The organism is Actinoplanes oryzae, assembly GCF_030757795.1.
In the GTDB taxonomy this organism is placed as follows: domain Bacteria; phylum Actinomycetota; class Actinomycetes; order Mycobacteriales; family Micromonosporaceae; genus Actinoplanes.
Window position 1 is genome coordinate 60,023 of the sequence record NZ_JAUQWH010000016.1, and the last position, 16,079, is coordinate 76,101.

14 protein-coding genes are annotated in these 16,079 nt (G+C 72.3%); 12 read left to right on the top strand and 2 right to left on the bottom strand.

Annotation, left to right across the window (positions count from 1 at the left end; all coding sequences use genetic code 11):
- The first annotated feature begins 28 nt into the window (after positions 1 to 28).
- From RBH18_RS08485 to RBH18_RS08540, 12 genes are all read left to right on the top strand, one after another.
- The gene (locus tag RBH18_RS08485; RefSeq protein WP_306205461.1) at positions 29 to 1,669 is read left to right on the top strand and encodes an ABC transporter substrate-binding protein; all 1,641 of its coding nucleotides are present in this window, start codon (positions 29 to 31) and stop codon (positions 1,667 to 1,669) included.
- Between the two features lies 1 nt (position 1,670).
- Positions 1,671 to 2,681: an ABC transporter permease gene (locus RBH18_RS08490; protein WP_306205463.1), complete on the top strand. Its 1,011-nt coding sequence runs from the start codon at positions 1,671 to 1,673 to the stop codon at positions 2,679 to 2,681.
- A complete protein-coding gene (locus RBH18_RS08495) occupies positions 2,681 to 3,529 on the top strand; it encodes an ABC transporter permease (RefSeq protein ID WP_306205464.1) in 849 nt (282 codons plus the stop codon). The genes RBH18_RS08490 and RBH18_RS08495 overlap by 1 nt, the downstream gene beginning before the upstream one ends.
- A 2-nt stretch (positions 3,530 to 3,531) precedes the next feature.
- On the top strand, positions 3,532 to 5,472 hold the full coding sequence (locus tag RBH18_RS08500) for an ABC transporter ATP-binding protein (protein ID WP_306205516.1): 1,941 nt from the start codon (positions 3,532 to 3,534) through the stop codon (positions 5,470 to 5,472).
- A gap of 71 nt (positions 5,473 to 5,543) precedes the next feature.
- Positions 5,544 to 7,598, top strand: a complete 2,055-nt coding sequence (locus RBH18_RS08505) for a hydantoinase/oxoprolinase family protein (RefSeq protein WP_306205466.1) — start codon at positions 5,544 to 5,546, stop codon at positions 7,596 to 7,598.
- Positions 7,595 to 9,259 carry a hydantoinase B/oxoprolinase family protein gene (locus RBH18_RS08510; protein WP_306205468.1) on the top strand — a complete coding sequence of 555 codons (1,665 nt, stop codon included), beginning with the start codon at positions 7,595 to 7,597 and terminating at the stop codon, positions 9,257 to 9,259. Before RBH18_RS08505 ends, RBH18_RS08510 begins: the two co-directional genes overlap by 4 nt.
- Positions 9,252 to 10,898, top strand: coding sequence for a hydantoinase B/oxoprolinase family protein (locus RBH18_RS08515; RefSeq protein WP_306205470.1), 1,647 nt, complete (start codon positions 9,252 to 9,254; stop codon positions 10,896 to 10,898). Before RBH18_RS08510 ends, RBH18_RS08515 begins: the two co-directional genes overlap by 8 nt.
- The gene (locus RBH18_RS08520) at positions 10,895 to 12,109 is read left to right on the top strand and encodes a metal-dependent hydrolase family protein (protein ID WP_306205472.1); all 1,215 of its coding nucleotides are present in this window, start codon (positions 10,895 to 10,897) and stop codon (positions 12,107 to 12,109) included. The genes RBH18_RS08515 and RBH18_RS08520 overlap by 4 nt, the downstream gene beginning before the upstream one ends.
- A complete protein-coding gene (locus tag RBH18_RS08525; RefSeq protein WP_306205474.1) occupies positions 12,106 to 12,501 on the top strand; it encodes a nuclear transport factor 2 family protein in 396 nt (131 codons plus the stop codon). Before RBH18_RS08520 ends, RBH18_RS08525 begins: the two co-directional genes overlap by 4 nt.
- The gene (locus RBH18_RS08530; RefSeq protein WP_306205476.1) at positions 12,498 to 12,815 is read left to right on the top strand and encodes a TIGR04076 family protein; all 318 of its coding nucleotides are present in this window, start codon (positions 12,498 to 12,500) and stop codon (positions 12,813 to 12,815) included. The genes RBH18_RS08525 and RBH18_RS08530 overlap by 4 nt, the downstream gene beginning before the upstream one ends.
- Positions 12,815 to 13,813: an LLM class flavin-dependent oxidoreductase gene (locus tag RBH18_RS08535; RefSeq protein WP_306205478.1), complete on the top strand. Its 999-nt coding sequence runs from the start codon at positions 12,815 to 12,817 to the stop codon at positions 13,811 to 13,813. Before RBH18_RS08530 ends, RBH18_RS08535 begins: the two co-directional genes overlap by 1 nt.
- A gap of 9 nt (positions 13,814 to 13,822) precedes the next feature.
- Positions 13,823 to 14,839, top strand: coding sequence for an alpha/beta hydrolase family protein (locus RBH18_RS08540; RefSeq protein WP_306205480.1), 1,017 nt, complete (start codon positions 13,823 to 13,825; stop codon positions 14,837 to 14,839).
- An 83-nt stretch (positions 14,840 to 14,922) separates the two neighbouring features.
- On the opposite strand, the gene RBH18_RS08545 is transcribed toward RBH18_RS08540, so the two are convergent.
- Together RBH18_RS08545 and RBH18_RS08550 are read right to left on the bottom strand one after the other, a co-directional pair.
- Positions 14,923 to 15,549, bottom strand: coding sequence for a helix-turn-helix domain-containing protein (locus RBH18_RS08545; protein ID WP_306205481.1), 627 nt, complete (start codon positions 15,547 to 15,549; stop codon positions 14,923 to 14,925).
- Positions 15,550 to 15,583: 34 nt separating this feature from the next.
- Positions 15,584 to 16,033 (bottom strand): Lrp/AsnC family transcriptional regulator, encoded by a 450-nt coding sequence (locus tag RBH18_RS08550; protein ID WP_306205483.1) that lies wholly within the window; start codon positions 16,031 to 16,033, stop codon positions 15,584 to 15,586.
- Between the last annotated feature and the right edge of the window lie 46 nt (positions 16,034 to 16,079).

Here is a 16,079-nt window from a genome sequence, read left to right on the forward strand (position 1 = left end):
AGCCGCCCGGATCTAGGAGGACCATCCGATGGCTCGCCCCCCGCACGCGAACGGCATCTCCCGCCGCGGCCTGCTGCAGCTCGGTGGCAGCGTGGCGCTGCTGCTCTCCACCGGCGCCTGCGCCGCCGGCAAGTCCAGCCCCACCACGAGTGCGTCCGGCGGCCCCGCGGCCTCGACGCTGCGCATCGCCGTCTCCAGCTACCTGTCCAGCTGGGACCAGGACTTCGTGGGGTTCGACCTCACGGCGCTCATGCTGTTCAAGAACGTCTACCCCTACATGATCGACTACGGGGTCACCACGGCCTCGGACAGCCAGATCCTCGACACCGCGAACGTCACGCCCACCTTCGCCGAGTCGTTCGAGCCGGACGCCGAGCAGAAGGTCTGGACGCTCAAGCTGCGCCAGGGCGTGAAGTTCGCCAGCGGCAACGAGATGAAGGCCGCCGACGTCAAGTGGTCCAAGGACCGGGCGTTCGCCGCCGCGGCCAACGTCGCCGGCATCTACCGCACGATCGGCCTGACCAAGCCCGAGCAGGTCGTGGTCAAGGACGACTACACCGTCGAGTTCCACCAGGAGTTCCCCAGCGCGCTGACCAAGCAGATCCAGGCGATCTCGCTCTACGTCTTCGACTCCGTCGAGGCCAAGAAGCACGCCACCGACGCCGACCCGTGGGCCAAGGAGTGGTTCGCCAAGAACGCCCCGACCGGCGGCTACTACAACGTCAGCAAGGCCACCCAGGGCCAGGAGATCGAGCTGACCGCCAACAGCGGCTACCCCGGCCCCGACGCCCCGAAGACGCCCACGATCCGGATCTCGGTCGTGCCCGCCGCCGCCAACCAGCGGCTGCAGCTGCAGGCCGGCGACATCGACGTGGCGCTGGGCATCACCGGTCAGGACCTGCAGGACCTCAAGAAGGCCGACGGCATCAAGGTGCTCTCGGCGGCCAGCAACACCCAGGTCGCGATCCAGATGTCGACGACCACGGCGCCCTTCGACGACGTGAACGTGCGCAAGGCGCTGGCCTACGCGGTCCCGTACGACCAGATCATCAAGAACGTCTACAGCGGCGACGCCCGGCCGACCAAGAGCCTCGTACCGCTGGACATGCCCGGCTACGCCGAGACCGGCTACCCGTTCACCTACGACCTGAACCAGGCCAAGGCCGCGCTCGCCGCCGCCGGCAAGACGGCTGTCGAAAGCGAGCTGGTGTTCGAGGCGGACAACGCCGAGCAGCAGAAGATCGCCGTGCAGGTGCAGTCGGAGGCCGCCAAGGCCGGCATCACGCTCAAGCTGACCCCGCTCGACCCCGCCACGCTCGGCGAGCGGCGCACGCAGAAGAGCATCCCACTGCAGATCACGACCGGCCAGCTCTGGGTCAACGACGTCGAGTACATGCTGGCGACCAGCTTCGTGAAGGGCGCCTCGCTGAACTACTCCAACTACACGAACGCGGAGCTGGAGGAGATCTACACCAAGTCGCACACCACCGTGGACCAGAACCAGCGGCTCGCGCTGTGGGCCCGGGTGCAGGAGATCCTCGCGGCGGACGTGCCGTGGGTCATCATCTGCCAACCCAACTTCAATCTCCCCGTACGCGAGGAAGTGGCCGGCTGGGTCCAGCCGATGGACGGCCTCGCCCGCCTGCGCTACCTGAGCGCCACGGCCTGACGTGCGTATTCTCCGGTTCGTCGCCCGGCGGCTGCTGCAGCTGATCCCGGTCCTGCTCGGGGTGGTCGTGCTGACCTTCCTGCTGGTCCGGGTGCTGCCGGGCGACCCCATCCGCAGCATCCTCGGCCCCAACGCGACCGAGGCCGACGCCGCCGCGGCGCGCGCCCGCTACGGGCTCGACCAGTCGCTGTGGCAGCAGTTCCTCGACTATCTGCGCGGGCTGCTGACCGGCGACTTCGGCACCTCGATCCAGAGCGGCACGCCGGTCGGCGACGAGCTGGCCGTGCGGCTGGGGCCGACGTTCGAGCTGGTGATCATCGCGGTGGTGATCGCCGTGCTGCTGGCCATCTGGCTCGGCATCCGCTCGGCGCGCCGGGCCGACCGCCTCGGCGACCACACCGTGCGGGTGTTCTCGCTGATCGGCAACTCGATCCCGGAGTTCTGGCTGGGCCTGGTGCTGGTGCTCGTCGGGTACGCGGCCCTGGGCTGGTTCCCCGCGCCCAGCGGCCGCGTCGACCCCGACACCGGCCTCACCCCGCTGACCGGCGCGGACCTGCTCGATGCCGCGCTGACCGGCAACGGGCCGGCGCTGGCGTCCGCGGCGGCCCACCTGGTGCTGCCGGTGCTGACGCTGGTGATCGGCATCCTCGCTCCGCTGGTGCGCAGCGTGCGGGCGTCCGCGCTGGAGGTGCTGCACTCCGAGGCGTACCAGGCGGCGGCCGCGCACGGCCTGCCCGAGCGGACTCTGCTGCGCGGCTATCTCACCCGGGCCGCGCTGGTCCGGCTGCCGTCGCTGGCGGCGCTGGTCTTCGGCACGGCGATCGGCTCCACGGTCCTCGTCGAGTACGTCTTCAGCTGGCAGGGCTTCGGCCAGTGGGCGCTGCGCGGCCTGCTCTACCGCGACTACCCGGTCGTGCAGGCGTCCGTCCTGATCATCGCGCTCTGCTACGTGCTCGTCTTCCTCATCGCCGACGTGGTGCACGCGATGCTCGACCCGAGAGTGAGGATCTGATGGCCGCCCCCGTTCTTGTCGCCGGCGTCCGCGGCGGCCGGTTCGCCAGGTCGCTGATCTGGACGGGCTCGGCCATCCTCGCGGTCGCCGTGCTCGCCGCCGTGTTCGCCCCGCTGCTCAGCTCGTGGGGCGCCACCGAGATCGACCCCGCCGGCACGCTCGCCGCGCCCGGCGCCGGTCACCTGCTCGGCACCGACACCAACGGCATGGACGTGTGGAGCCGGGTGCTGCACGCCGCCCGCATCGACCTCGGCATCGCCGTCGTCGCCGTGGCGCTGGCCGTGGTGGCCGGGACGCTGCTCGGCCTGCTCGCGGGCTACCTGGGCGGCTGGATCGACGACGTGCTCATGCGCATCGTCGACATCTTCCAGGCGTTCCCCACGTTCATCCTCGCGCTGGCGGTCGCCGCGCTGCTCGGCGACGGGTTCCTCAACCTGGCGCTGACGATCGCGCTGGTCAACGCGCCGGCCTACGCCCGCTTGGTGCGCGCGGAGGTGCGTACGCTGCGCGAGCTGCCGTACGTGGAGGCCGCGCGCACCGCCGGCGCCTCGACGTTCGGGATCCTGTGGCGGCACCTGCTGCCCAACAGCCTCACCCCGGTCCGGGTGCTCGCCCCGCTCAACTGCGGCTGGGCGATGCTCACCCTCGCCGGGCTCTCCTTCCTCGGCCTGGGCATCACGGTGCCCACCGCCGAGTGGGGATCCATGATCAGCCTGGGCACGTCCGACGTCGTCGCGGGCCGCTGGTGGACGTCGGTGCCACCCGGTCTCGCCCTGCTCGTCTGCGTCCTGGGCTTCAGCCTGCTGGGCGAGGGCCTGCAGGAACGCGCGGACGCGAAGCGGCGGTGACCATGCTCGACATCGACAACCTCTCGGTGCTCATCCGCCGGCCCGGGCGCCAGGTGGCGGCCCTCAGCAACGTCAGCTTCCAGGTCCACCCCGGCGAGGTCGTCGGGCTGGTCGGCGAGAGCGGCGGCGGCAAGAGCATGGTCGCCCGCGCGATCGTCGGCATGCTGCCCGCCGGCTCCGAGGCCACCGGCCGGGTCGGCTTCGACGGCGCCGACGTGCTGCGCATGGACGCGGCCGCGCTCGCCCGGCACCGGGGCAGCGGCGCGGCGATCTGCTTCCAGAACCCGCGCGGCGCCCTCAGCCCCACCCGCACGGTCGGCCGCCAGCTCATCGACCGGCTCGTCACCCACCAGGGCATGCGCGGCGACCGGGCGGCGGAGAGCGCCGAGGAGCTGTTCGCCTCGGTCGGCATCCGCAATCCGGGGCGGCGGCTGGAGGCGTACCCGCACGAGCTCTCCGGCGGCATGGCCCAGCGCGTCATGATCTCCCTCGCGACCGGCTGCGCGCCGGGGCTGCTCATCGCCGACGAGCCCACCACCGGCCTCGACGTCACGCTGACCCGCGAGATCCTGCGCCAGTTCCGGCACGCGGCCGACACCGACGGGCGCGGCGTCCTGCTCATCTCGCACGACCTCGCCTCGATCGCCGAGATCTGCGACCGGGTCGTAGTGCTCTACGCCGGGACGGTGGTCGAGACCGGTCCCGCCGCGACGGTGCTGCGCGAGCCCAGCCACCCGTACACGCGGGCGTTGTTGCAGTCCGTGCCGGACGTGGGCGGCGGGCGGGTCACGGCGACCCCCGGCGGCATGCCGCTGCTGACGGAGGCGCCGCACGACTGCCCGTTCGCGCCGCGCTGCGCGCATGCCACGGAGAAGTGCCGGACCGAGCGGCCGCTCCTGGACGGGACGCTGGCCTGCTTCCATCCGCAGAGCGGCCCACTGAACAAATCCGACAAATCCGACGAGTCGCAGAAGCGTTCAGCGGGAGACGTCGTCCTCACGATCGAGGACGCGCACGTCGTCTACAAGAGCCGCTTCGGCTCGGGCGGCCATCACGCCCTGCGCGGAGTCTCACTGGAACTGCGCGCCGGCGAGACCCTGGGCGTGGTGGGGGAGAGCGGCTGCGGCAAGAGCACCCTCGCCAAGCTGATCATGGGCCTGGTCCCGCCCAGCCGGGGCAGCGTCGCGGTCGGCGGCAAGGACGTCGGCAGGCTCAGCCGCGCCGAGCGTACCCGGGCTCAGATGGTCTTCCAGGACCCGATCGGCTCGCTGAGCCCGCGGCGCACGGTGGCCGACTCCATCGCCGAGCCGCTGCGCGCCGCGAAGGTCCCCGACCGCGCGGAGCGGGTCGCCGCCGCCCTGGACCGCATGGAGCTGGACCGCTCGATCCTGGCCCGCCACCCGCACGAGCTCTCCGGCGGCCAGGCCCAGCGCATCGGCATCGCCCGGGCCCTGGTCGGCGACCCGGACCTCATCGTCTTCGACGAGCCGACCTCCGCGCTCGACGTCACCGTCCAGGCGCAGATCCTCGAGGTGATCGCCGACGTGGCGGCCGACCGGGACCGCGGCTCGGTGTTCATCTCCCACGACCTGGCCACCGTGCGCGGCTTCGCCGACCGGGTCGTCGTGCTCTACCTCGGCCGGGTGGTCGAGGAGGGTCCCGTCGACGAGGTGTTCGACCACCCGAAGCACCCCTACACGCGGGCCCTGCTGGGCAGCGCGCCGCGCCTGGGCGAGACCCGGGAGGCGGCGGTCACCCTGGTCAAGGACCTGGAGGAGGCCGACGCGGCGACGGGCTGCCCGCTCGCCGCCCGCTGCCCGTTCGTCACCGACACGTGCCGGGCCGAGGAACAGACCCTGCAGCCGTACGGCGGGAGCAGCGCCGCGTGCCACCGCGTGCCCGAGCTGCCCGCCCTGATCGGAAAGGTCCCCGGTGTGGCATGAGTGACTGCACCGAGCGGCAGCCAGCCGCACCGTCGAACGGCCTCGCAGGCGAGGGCCAGGAAGGCATGCCCATGAAACTGCCGGAGCGACCCCTGCGGCTCGCCGTGGACATCGGCGGCACGTTCGTCGACGCGATGGAGCTCGACACCCGCACCGGCAAGGTGCGCTTCCGCAAGGCGTCCACCACGCCGCAGCACCCCGCCGAGGGCGTGCTCAACGCGATCGCCGCGCTCGGCACCGACCTGTCCGAGGTGGAGCTCTTCATCCACGGGACCACCCTCGGGCTCAACGCGGTGCTGGAGCGCCGCGGCGGCAACACCGGCATCATCACCAACGAGGGCTTCCGGGACATCTTCCTGCTCGGTCGCGGTAACGTGCCGGCCGACCACATGTACGACTTCCGCTACCAGCGCCCGGAAAGCCTGGTGCAGCGCCGGTTCACCGCCGGAGTCACGGGCCGCCTGGATTACAAGGGCAACGAGGTCGAACCGCTCGACGGGGAAAGCGTCCGCGCCGCGGCGAAGGAGCTCGTCGAGAACCAGGGCGTCACGTCGATCGCGATCTGCTTCCTGCACTCGTTCCTCGACCCGACGCACGAGCAGGCTGCGGCCCGGATCGTCCGCGAGGCCTACCCCGACGTGAGCCTGTCGCTGTCCACCGACATCGTGCGCGAGTACCGCGAGTACGAGCGCACCAGCACCACCGTGCTCGAGGCCTACATCCGGCCGATCTTCGAGCGCTACGTCGACGAGCTGGAGGCCGGCCTGCACGCGGGCGGCTTCGCGGGCCGGTTCCTCATCATGCGCTCCGGCGGCGGCTCGATGACCGGTGCCGTGGCGAAGACGTCGCCCACCCACACCGTGCTGTCCGGCCCGGCCGGCGGCATCGTCGGCGCGGCGTACCTGGCGAGCGAGCTGGGCCGCGAGGAGCTGCTGACCTTCGACATCGGCGGGACCTCGCTGGACGCGTGCGTCATCGAGCACGGGGGCGCGGTCGCCGCGTACGAGGCCCAGCTCGAACACTTCCCGCTGCTGATCCCCACGTACGACATCCGCACCATCGGCGCCGGCGGCGGATCGATCGCCTGGCTCGACCGCGGGTTGCTGAAGGTGGGTCCGCAGAGCGCGGGCGCCGCCCCGGGCCCGGTCTGCTACGGCCGCGGCGGCACGCAGCCCACGGTCACCGACGCCGCCGTGGTGCTCGGTTTCATGGACCCGCAGCGCTTCCTGGCCGGCACGATGGGGCTCGCCGACGAGGCGGCCCGCGAGGCGATCCGCGAGCAGCTGGCCGAGCCGCTCGGGCTGTCGGTGGCCGACGCGGCCGCCGGCATCTACGACGTGCTGCTCGCCAAGACGGTCGGCGCGGTCCGGCAGATCACCGTCGAACGCGGCCACGACCCGCGGGTGTTCTCGCTGCTGGCGTTCGGCGGGGCGGGCCCGCTGCTCGCGCCGCTGCTGGCCCGTGAGATGGGCATCCGCGAGGTGATCGTGCCGTTCGCGCCGTCGGGCTTCTCGGCTTGGGGCATGCTGTCGGCCGACATCGTCAACGACTTCAGCCGCACGGTCATGCGCACCCTCGACGACGCCGACCTCTCGTCCTTGGAGCCGGTGTTCGCGGCGACGGAGAAGGAGGCGCTCGCCTCGCTGGCCGAGCAGGGCGTTCCGGACGGCGAGGGCGTGCTGGAAAGGCAGTTTGAGCTGCGCTACCTCGGCCAGGAGCACAGCCTCATGGTCACCGTCGGCGCGACCCTCGACGCGGCTGCCGTGCGCACCGCGTTCGAGGAGTTGCACCACGCGCGCTACGGCCACACGATGGGCAACCCCTTGCAGATCCTCAATCTCCGGGTACGAGGCATCGGCCGCACCTCCCGCCCCGACCTCCCGAGGATCGAGGCGGGAACGGGCGAGCCGCCCCTGCTGACCCGCCGGGACGCCTTCGACTTCGGCACCCGCGCGGTCGCCTCGTTCGCCGTCTACGACCGGGCGGAGCTCCGGGCGGGCGACACGTTCGACGGTCCCGCGCTGGTGGACGAGGGCACCTCGACCACTGTCGTGCCCAGCGGCCAGCGCGTCACGGTCGACCCCCACGGCTACCTGCTCGTCACACTCCTCGAGGGGGCACAGTGACCACGCTTGACGGTGCTCGCGTCGAGGTCGTGCGCAGCTATTTGCTGTCGGCGGCCGAGGAGATGCGGGCCACGCTGATCCGTACGTCGTTCAACCCGGTCATCTACGAGGTGCACGACTTCGGGCTGTCGCTCTACGACGCGGCCATGCGCCCCGTCGCCGAGGCCACCGGCCTGACCTCGTTCCTGGGCGCCAACGACTATTCGCTGCGCAAGGGCGTCGAGTACGTCGGCGTCGAGAACCTGCACGCCGGCGACGTGGTGCTGCTCAACTACCCGTACTGGAACGCGGCCCACGCCTACGACGCCACCCTGTTCGCGCCGGTGTTCGACGGCGCCGACCTGATCGGCTACCTGTGCATCCGGGCGCACTGGATGGACCTGGGCGCCAAGGACCCCGGCTACGTGCTCGACTCGACCGACATGCACCAGGAGGGCATGATCTTCCCGGGCACCAAGGTGGTCTCGCGCGGCGAGCCGGTGCGCGACGTCCACGAGCTGATCCGCTTCAACTCCCGGATGCCCGACGCGGTCCTCGGCGACCTGCACGCCCAGATCGCGGCGCTGCGCACCGGGGAGCGGCGGCTGCTGGAGATCCACGCCAAGTTCGGCCGGGAGACCGTGGCGGCCGCCGTCGAGCACATCATCGCCGACGGGGAGGCCCGTACCCGGGCCGCGCTGGCCGCCCTGCCGCAGGGCACGTGGACGGCCGAGGACATCCTCGACGACGACGGCCTCTCCGACGAGCCCGTGCCCATGAAGGTCACCGTCACCATCGCCGACGAGAAGTTCATCGTGGACTTCGCCGGTTCGGCGGCGGCCACGCGCGGGCCGATCAACATGCCGTTCGGCGCCACCGAGGCCATCTGCAAGGTGATCCTCAAGTCGCTGACCTCGCCGGACGAGCCCACCAACGCCGGCACGGTCGCGCCCCTGGAGGTACGCGCCGAGCCGGGCACCCTCTTCCACGCGGTCTACCCGCAGCCCACTTTCACCCTGTGGACCGGCATCGTCGCGTTCGAGCTGATCCTCAAGGCCCTCGCGCAGGGCATGCCGGACCGGCTGCCCGCCTCCAGCGGCGGCGACGTGCCCGGCTTCATGATGGTCGGCGTGCACCCCGACACCGGGGCGATGTTCGCGGTCAGCAACAACGACCTGGTCGGCTGGGGCGGCACCGCCACGCACGACGGGATGGACGCGGCCACGCACGTCTCCGGCGCCACCGGGCGCGGCACCCCGATCGAGGTGCTGGAGGCGCGCACGGGGATGTTCATGGAGCGGGTCGAGATCCGTACGGACTCCGGCGGGGCCGGCACCTTCCGCGGCGGCTGCGGCCTGCGCCGCGACATCCGGTTCGTCACCCCGGGCGAGTTCCTCACTGTCATCAAGAAGACCAAGAGCGCGCCGTGGGCCCTGGCCGGCGGCCGGCAGCCGGATCCGAACCAGATCGTCGTCTTCCCGGGTACGGACCAGGAGCACCGCGTCAGCACCAAGCGCACGAACGTCCGCCCCGGCGACCGGGTGACCCTGCTGACGGCCGGCGGCGGTGGCCACGGCGACCCGGCCGCCCGCGATCCCGAGGCCGTGCGCCGGGACGTGGCCGAGGGCTACGTCTCCGCGCGGGCCGCCCGCGACGTCTACGGGGTGGACCTCGATGGCTGACGGCGCCACCGTCGAGGTGGTCCGCAGCTACCTGGCCTCCGCCGCCGAGGAGATGCGGGCGACGCTGGTGCGCACCGCGTTCAACCCGGTCATCTACGAGGTGTACGACTTCGGCATCTCGATCTACGACCGGGACCTGACGCTGGTCGCCGAGTCCACCGGCCTGTCGCGCTTCCTGGGCGCCAACGACTACTCGATCCGCAAGGGCGTCGAGTACGTGGGCGACCTGGACCCCGGCGACGTGGTGCTGCTCAACTATCCGTACTGGAACGCGGCGCACTCGTACGACGCGACGCTCTTCGCCCCGGTGTTCCTCGACGGCTCGCTCGTCGCCTACCTGTGCATCCGGGCGCACTGGATGGACCTCGGCGCCAAGGATCCCGGCTATGTCCTGGACTCCACCGACATGCACCAGGAGGGCCTGATCTTCCCGGGCACCAAGATCATCAAAGGCGGTTCCCCGGTACGCGACCTCTACGAGCTGATCCGCTTCAACTCCCGCATGCCCGAGGCGGTCCTGGGCGACCTCAACGCCCAGATCGCGGCCCTGCGCACGGGCGAGCGGCGGGTCACCGAGGTCTACCGGCAGTACACCCCGGCCGTCGTCGCCGAGGTGATCGAGAAGTCCGTGGCCGCCGCGGCCGAGTCCGCCGCCGAGGCCGTGGCCGCCCTGCCGCAGGGCAGCTGGACCGCCGAGGACTGGCTCGACGACGACGGCATCACCGACGATCCGATCCGCATGAAGGTCACCGTCACCGTCGCGGACGGGACGTTCACGGTGGACTTCACGGGCTCGTCGCCGGCCGTCCCGGGCCCGGTCAACCTGCCGCTGGGCGCGACCATCGCCACCGCCCGGGTCGCCTTCAAGGCGATCAGCACGCCCACCGAGCAGACCAACGCCGGCCACTTCGCCCCGCTGCGGGTGGTCACCGAGCCCGGCTCGCTGTTCCACGCCGAATACCCGAGCGCCACGTTCACCCAGTGGACCGGCACGGTGGCCCTCGAACTGATCTACAGGGCCCTCGCCCAGGGGATGCCGGACCGGTTGCCGGCCTCCAGCGGCGGCGACGTGCCCGGCTTCATGATGGTCGGCGTGCACCCGGACACCGGTGCCATGTTCGCGGTCAGCAACAACGATCCGGTCGGCTGGGGCGGCGCCCCGGACCACGACGGCATCGGCCCGGCCAACCACCTGTGCCAGACGCAGGCCCGCAACACCCCGGTCGAGGTCCTCGAGGCCAGGACCGGCATGTTCTTCGAGCGGGTCGAGATCCGTACCGACTCCGGGGGCGCGGGTCGCTTCCGGGGCGGCTGCGGGCTGCGCCGCGACATCAGGTTCGTGACCGACGGGGAGTTCCTGTCGGTCGTCAAGAAGACCAAGAGCCCGCCCTGGGCGCTGGCCGGCGGCTCGCCGTCCGAGCCCACGCAGGTGGTCGTCTTCCCCGGCACCGACCGGGAGCACCGGGTCAGCACCAGACGGACCGCGGTCCGCGCCGGTGACCGGGTCACGCTGCTGACCGCGGGCGGCGGCGGCCACGGGAATCCGGCCGAGCGGGACCCGGCGGCGGTCCGCCACGACGTTGCCGAGGGCTTCGTCTCCGCCCAGGCAGCCCACGAGACCTACGGGGTGACACTGTGAATCAGCTGATCGGCAACTGCACGGCGGTCGACGCCCGGCTGGAGCCCGTGCGCGACGCGGGCATCTGGGTCGAGGGCGACCGCATCAAGGCGGTCGGGCCCTACGCGGACATCGCGGCCCAGGCGCGCGCCGCCGGGCCGGTGACCGAACGCGACCTCAACGGCGCCTACGTCACTCCCGGCCTCGCCAACATGCACACCCACTTCTCCCTGTCGCTGCCCGGCAAGGGCGGCGACATGGTGAAGGACCTGGGCCCGCACGACCTCGCCTACTACATGGCCGACGGCGCCCGGCGCACCCTGCAGTGCGGCGTGACGACCGTGCGCAACGTGGCCGAGAAGGACCACGCCGACTTCGCCCTGCGCCGCGCGATCACCGCCGGGCGTACCGAGGGCCCGCGCATGTTCACGGCGGGCAAGGCGCTGGTCTGCACCGGCGGACACGGCCACGAGAGCAGCGACACCCTCGAGTGCGACGGCCCGGTCGGCTTCCGGCACGGCGTGCGCAGCCAGATCAAGGCCGGCGCCGACCTGATCAAGATCATGATCTCCGGCGGCATCGCGGGCGAGCACGAGGGCATCAGCACCCAGCAGCTGTTCACCGACGAGATGGCCGCCGCGATCGAGACCGCGCACGCCTGGGGCCGCAAGGTCACCGCGCACGCCGGCCCGGCGCCGGTCATCAAGGCCGCGGTCGAGCTGGGCCTGGACTGCGTCGAACACGGCTACCAGCTCACCCCCGAGGTGGCCGCGCTGATGGCCGCTCGCGGCACCGCCCTGGTCCCCACGCTGCTCGTGACCCGGTGCAAGGAGTTCTTCGACGAACTCGGCGTGCCGGAGTGGATGCAGTGCCGGTCGCTGGGTGCCGGGCCGCGGCACCTGGAGAGCTTCGCCATGGCCCTGGATGCGGGCGTGGACATCCTGCTGGGCAGCGACATGCCGCCGTTCTGGGGCTTCGAGGGCACCAACGCCACCGTGCGCGAGCTGGAGTACATCGCCGAGCAGGTCGGGCCGGCCCGCGCGCTGCACATCGGCACGCTCGCCCCGATCCGCTGGCTGCGGGCCGAGACCGACCTCGGCACGATCGAGCAGGGCAAGTACGCGGACCTGATCGCCATGGACGCCGACCCGCTGGACGCCACGTCGGCGTTCCGGGGCGTGCGCTGGGTCATGAAGGGCGGCCAGGTCGTCCGGGACGAGGAGGGCAAGTGAGCTTCGTGGAGTACGGCCCGGCGGAGATCGCCGCGGGCATCGACGACATGTACGACGCGTTCCTCGCCGGCGACCGCGAGCGGTTCGACTCGCACCTGCACGCCGAGGTCACCACCTGGGAGACGCACCTGCCCGGCCCGCTGCGCACCCGCGGCGAGCTCGACGAGTTCCGCGACACCCGCGACGCGGCGGGGGAGCGGCCGAAGCTGGCCGTGCTCGCCGCCACGGACAAGCGCATCGACGTGTGGGGCGAGGTCGGCGTGGCCCGCTATGTGCTGGTCGCCCAGGAGGAGACCGGCGGCCCCGAGCAGCACAGCCGGGTCACCGATGTCCTGCGCCGCGTCGACGGCGGCTGGGTGATCATGCACCACCACTCGGAGCTGGTCCGATGACGGACGACATGGAGATCTACGACCTGCGGGTCACCGTCGACCGCATCGAGGGCCGCTCGGTGTGCGGGATGGCGGTCGGCGACTCCTTCGACCTCACGAACAGCGCGCACCTGAAGCTCCCCGACGGCAAGCACTTCTGCGTGTACGCCCTCGCCTCGGTGCTGCCGTTCCTGGCCGCCAAGCAGCGCGACATCCCGGCCGGGGACTGGCTGGCGCAGGACTCGCACTTCGCCTGCCCCGACCCGGAGGAGCGGCTGATCATGAAGGTCGAGCGGACCTGTCGCCGCCGGATGAACTCCGAGGACCTCACCTGATGGCCGCCGAGATCGGGCTGGGACTGCAGAGCGACAAGCCCGCCGGCACGTACGCCCGGCTGGCCCGCACCGCGGAGGCGGCCGGCTTCGACGTGCTCACCGTCTTCGGCGACCTCATGTACCAGCCGCCGCTCTTCCCGCTGCTGGAGATGGCGGCCGCCACGTCGCGGGTGCGGCTCGGGCCGGCGTGCCTGAACCCGTACTCCCTGGCCCCGTACGAGATCGCCGGCCAGACCGCGGCCCTCGACCTCGCCTCGCACGGCCGCGCCTACCTCGGCCTGGCCCGCGGCACCTGGCTCGGCGCGGTCGGCATCCCGCAGCCGCGCCCGCTGACCACGCTCGCCGAGGCGGCCGTCGTCGTCGAGCGGCTGCTGGGCAAGGACACCAGCGGCTACGACGGACAGGTCTTCCACCTCGGGGCCGGCACCGCGCTGCGCTACGAGCCCCACCGCCCCCGGGTGCCGCTGCTGATCGGCGCGTGGGGGCCGCGGGGCGCCGCGCTGGCGGGCCGGATCGCCGACGAGATCAAGGTGGGCGGCAGCGCGAACCCCGCCATGGTCCCCGTGATCCGGGACCGGGTGGCCGTGGGCGCCACGGCCGCCGGCCGCGACCCGGACGAGATCGGTATCGTGCTGGGCGCGGTCACGGTCGTCGACACCGACGGCGAGGCCGCGCGCGCCAAGGCCCGGACGGAGGTGGCCATGTACCTGGCCGTCGTCGCCGATCTGGACCCGACCGTGACGCTCCCGGACGGCCTGGTCGCCCGGGTCGGCGAGCTGGTCGACGCCGGCGAGCACGAGGCCGCGGGCCGGCTGATCCCCGGCGAGGTGCTCGACCGCTTCGCCTTCTCCGGCACCCCCGAGCAGGTGGCCGCCCAGGCGCAGGCGCTGATCGACGCCGGGGTCCGCCGGGTCGAGTTCGGCACCCCGCACGGCCTGACCGACGACGGCGGCATCGAACTGCTTGGCAGCGCGGTGCTCCCCCTCCTGAAGAGATAGGACACGCCCGTGGACGTCCTCGTGGTGCTCGGCCCCGGCCTGACCGCCGACGCCGCCCTCCTCACCGGCCAGGCCGAGACCAGCGCCGCCGCGCTCGGCGTGGGCGTGCGCGTCGTCCGCAGCGACTCCACGACGGCCACCCGCGCGGCCCTCGCCGGCCACGACGGCCCGTCCGTGGTCACCCCGGCCGACCGCGCGCTCATGACAAACTCCGCCACGACCGTCTGGTACGACCTCGGCGCCACCGACCCCGAGCCCGGCGTGCCGCACCTGCAAGGCCGCGGCGTGTGGGGCCTCGACTGGGCGATCCGGCACGCCGTGCACCGGCTGCGGCACCCCGTCACCGAGCGCGTGGCCTACGGCGAGCACCCCGAGCAGTGGGCCGAGCTGCGCGCAGCCGGCGTGGACGCGCCCGTTGCCGTCCTCGTCCACGGCGGATTCTGGCGTTCGGTCTGGGCCGCGGACCTCATGGACGCCCTCGCGATCGACCTGGCCGACCGGGGCTGGCACGCCTGGAACCTGGAATACCGCCGCCCGGACCGCCACGGCTGGCCCGCCACGATCGCCGACGTCACGGCCGGCGTCGCCGCGATCCAGGCCCGCCACACCGGACCGGTCGTGGTCTTCGGCCACTCGGCGGGCGGCCAGCTGGCCCTCAACCTGGCCGCCGACGTGCCGGGCCTGACCCTCGCGGTCTCCCTGGCCGGGGTGATCGACCTGGCCGAGGGCTTCCGCCGCGGCCTGGGCGGCGGCGCGATCCGGGTGGCGCTGGGCGGGACCCCGGAGGAGCTTCCCGAGGTGTACGCGGCCGCCGACCCGATGGCCCGGATCCCGCTGAAGACCCCGGTGCTGCTCGTGCAGGGCGCGGGCGACGACCCGGACCTGGTCGACGCCAACCGGGTCTACGCCGCGGCGTCCGGGGCCCGGCTGCTCGAACGCCCCGGCGACCACTTCGACGTCATCGCCCCGCAATCCGCCATCTGGCGCGCCACCATGGCCGAGGTCGATCAGCTGCTCGCGCGGTGACGCCGACGGCCCGCCCCCCGGCAGGTCACGAATAATTTCACGCTCGTGAACAAGCGCTGCGGCGCGGACGAGGGCAGGCGAGGCTAGAACAGCCGCGGGGTGACCACCGAGACGACGGTCGTCACCTCGTCGGTGTCGTTGTACATCCGGTGCGGCACGGCCGATCGCAGGTGCACGCTGTCGCCGGGCCGCAGCCGGTGCTCCTCGCCGTCGACCTCGTAGAGCAGCTCGCCCGAGATCACATACGCGAACTCCTCGCCCGCGTGCCCGTACGCGTTCTCCCGCTGCCCGCCCGGCGCGATGTGCACCAGCATCGGCTCCAGCACCAGCCCGGCGCCGCGGTCGGAGAGCATCCGGTAGGTCTGCTGCCCCGACACGTATTGCGTGGCAGCGGTTTCACCGCGCGTGAGCGTGAAGTGCTTTGCCGGCGGCGGCGCGGCCGGCTCCGCGACAGGGGCGGCGGCCTGCGGCGGCGCGGCGTCGAAGAAGTCGGCCACCGACCGGTCCAGCGCGGTCGCCACGCTGCCCAGCGCGGTCAGCCCGATCGACGAGATGCCCCGCTCGACCTGCGACAGGAAGCCGATCGACAGCCCCGAGCGGGACGCGAGGCTGCGCAGCGTCAGCCCGCGCGCGGTGCGGAACTCGCGGATGCGTGCCCCGACCCGCGGCGCCCCGTCCTGCGGAGCTGGGGCCTCCTCGACCTGCGTCACCGGACCTCCCTGGGAAACGTTTGTTCGATGGTACCTAAATCGCGCGGGCCGGGGAGGGCCCGATCGGCTGCCACGGCAGCGGCGACGACAGGATCATCGTGCTCGACGGGGTGCCGTGCGCGGCGAGGCGGTCGATCACCGCCTCGAAGGCCTCGACCGAGGGCGCCGCCACCTTGATGAGGCAGCAGGTGTCGCCGGTGACGCGGTGGATCTCCAGCACCTCCGGCCAGTCCCGGACCGTGTCGTCGCGCAGCACGCAGTTCGGCCCGTAACAGGACATCCGGATCTGCGCGACCACGTTCCGCCCGGCCTTCGCCAGGTCGACGTGCGCGTGGTAGCCGGTCACCACCCCGGTCTCCTCCAGCCGGCGCACCCGCTCGGCGACGGCCGGCGGGGACAGGTGCACCCGCCGGGAGAGTTCGCTGTAGGACAGCCGCGCGTCGGCCTGCAGTTCGCGCAGCAGGGCCCAGTCCATCGCGTCCATGCGGCCACCTTCCGTTCGTAAAGTCGCGCCGCCAATTTAGCCACCG

Bases quoted from the DNA above. Each gene is read 5' to 3' on its own strand.
- RBH18_RS08485 (WP_306205461.1), top strand. From the start codon at position 29: ATGGCTCGCCCCCCGCACGCGAACGGCATCTCCCGCCGCGGCCTGCTG.
- RBH18_RS08495 (WP_306205464.1), top strand. From the start codon at position 2,681: ATGGCCGCCCCCGTTCTTGTCGCCGGCGTCCGCGGCGGCCGGTTCGCC.
- RBH18_RS08500 (WP_306205516.1), top strand. From the start codon at position 3,532: ATGCTCGACATCGACAACCTCTCGGTGCTCATCCGCCGGCCCGGGCGC.
- RBH18_RS08505 (WP_306205466.1), top strand. From the start codon at position 5,544: ATGAAACTGCCGGAGCGACCCCTGCGGCTCGCCGTGGACATCGGCGGC.
- RBH18_RS08515 (WP_306205470.1), top strand. From the start codon at position 9,252: ATGGCTGACGGCGCCACCGTCGAGGTGGTCCGCAGCTACCTGGCCTCC.
- RBH18_RS08530 (WP_306205476.1), top strand. From the start codon at position 12,498: ATGACGGACGACATGGAGATCTACGACCTGCGGGTCACCGTCGACCGC.
- RBH18_RS08535 (WP_306205478.1), top strand. From the start codon at position 12,815: ATGGCCGCCGAGATCGGGCTGGGACTGCAGAGCGACAAGCCCGCCGGC.
- RBH18_RS08550 (WP_306205483.1), bottom strand. From the start codon at position 16,033: ATGGACGCGATGGACTGGGCCCTGCTGCGCGAACTGCAGGCCGACGCG.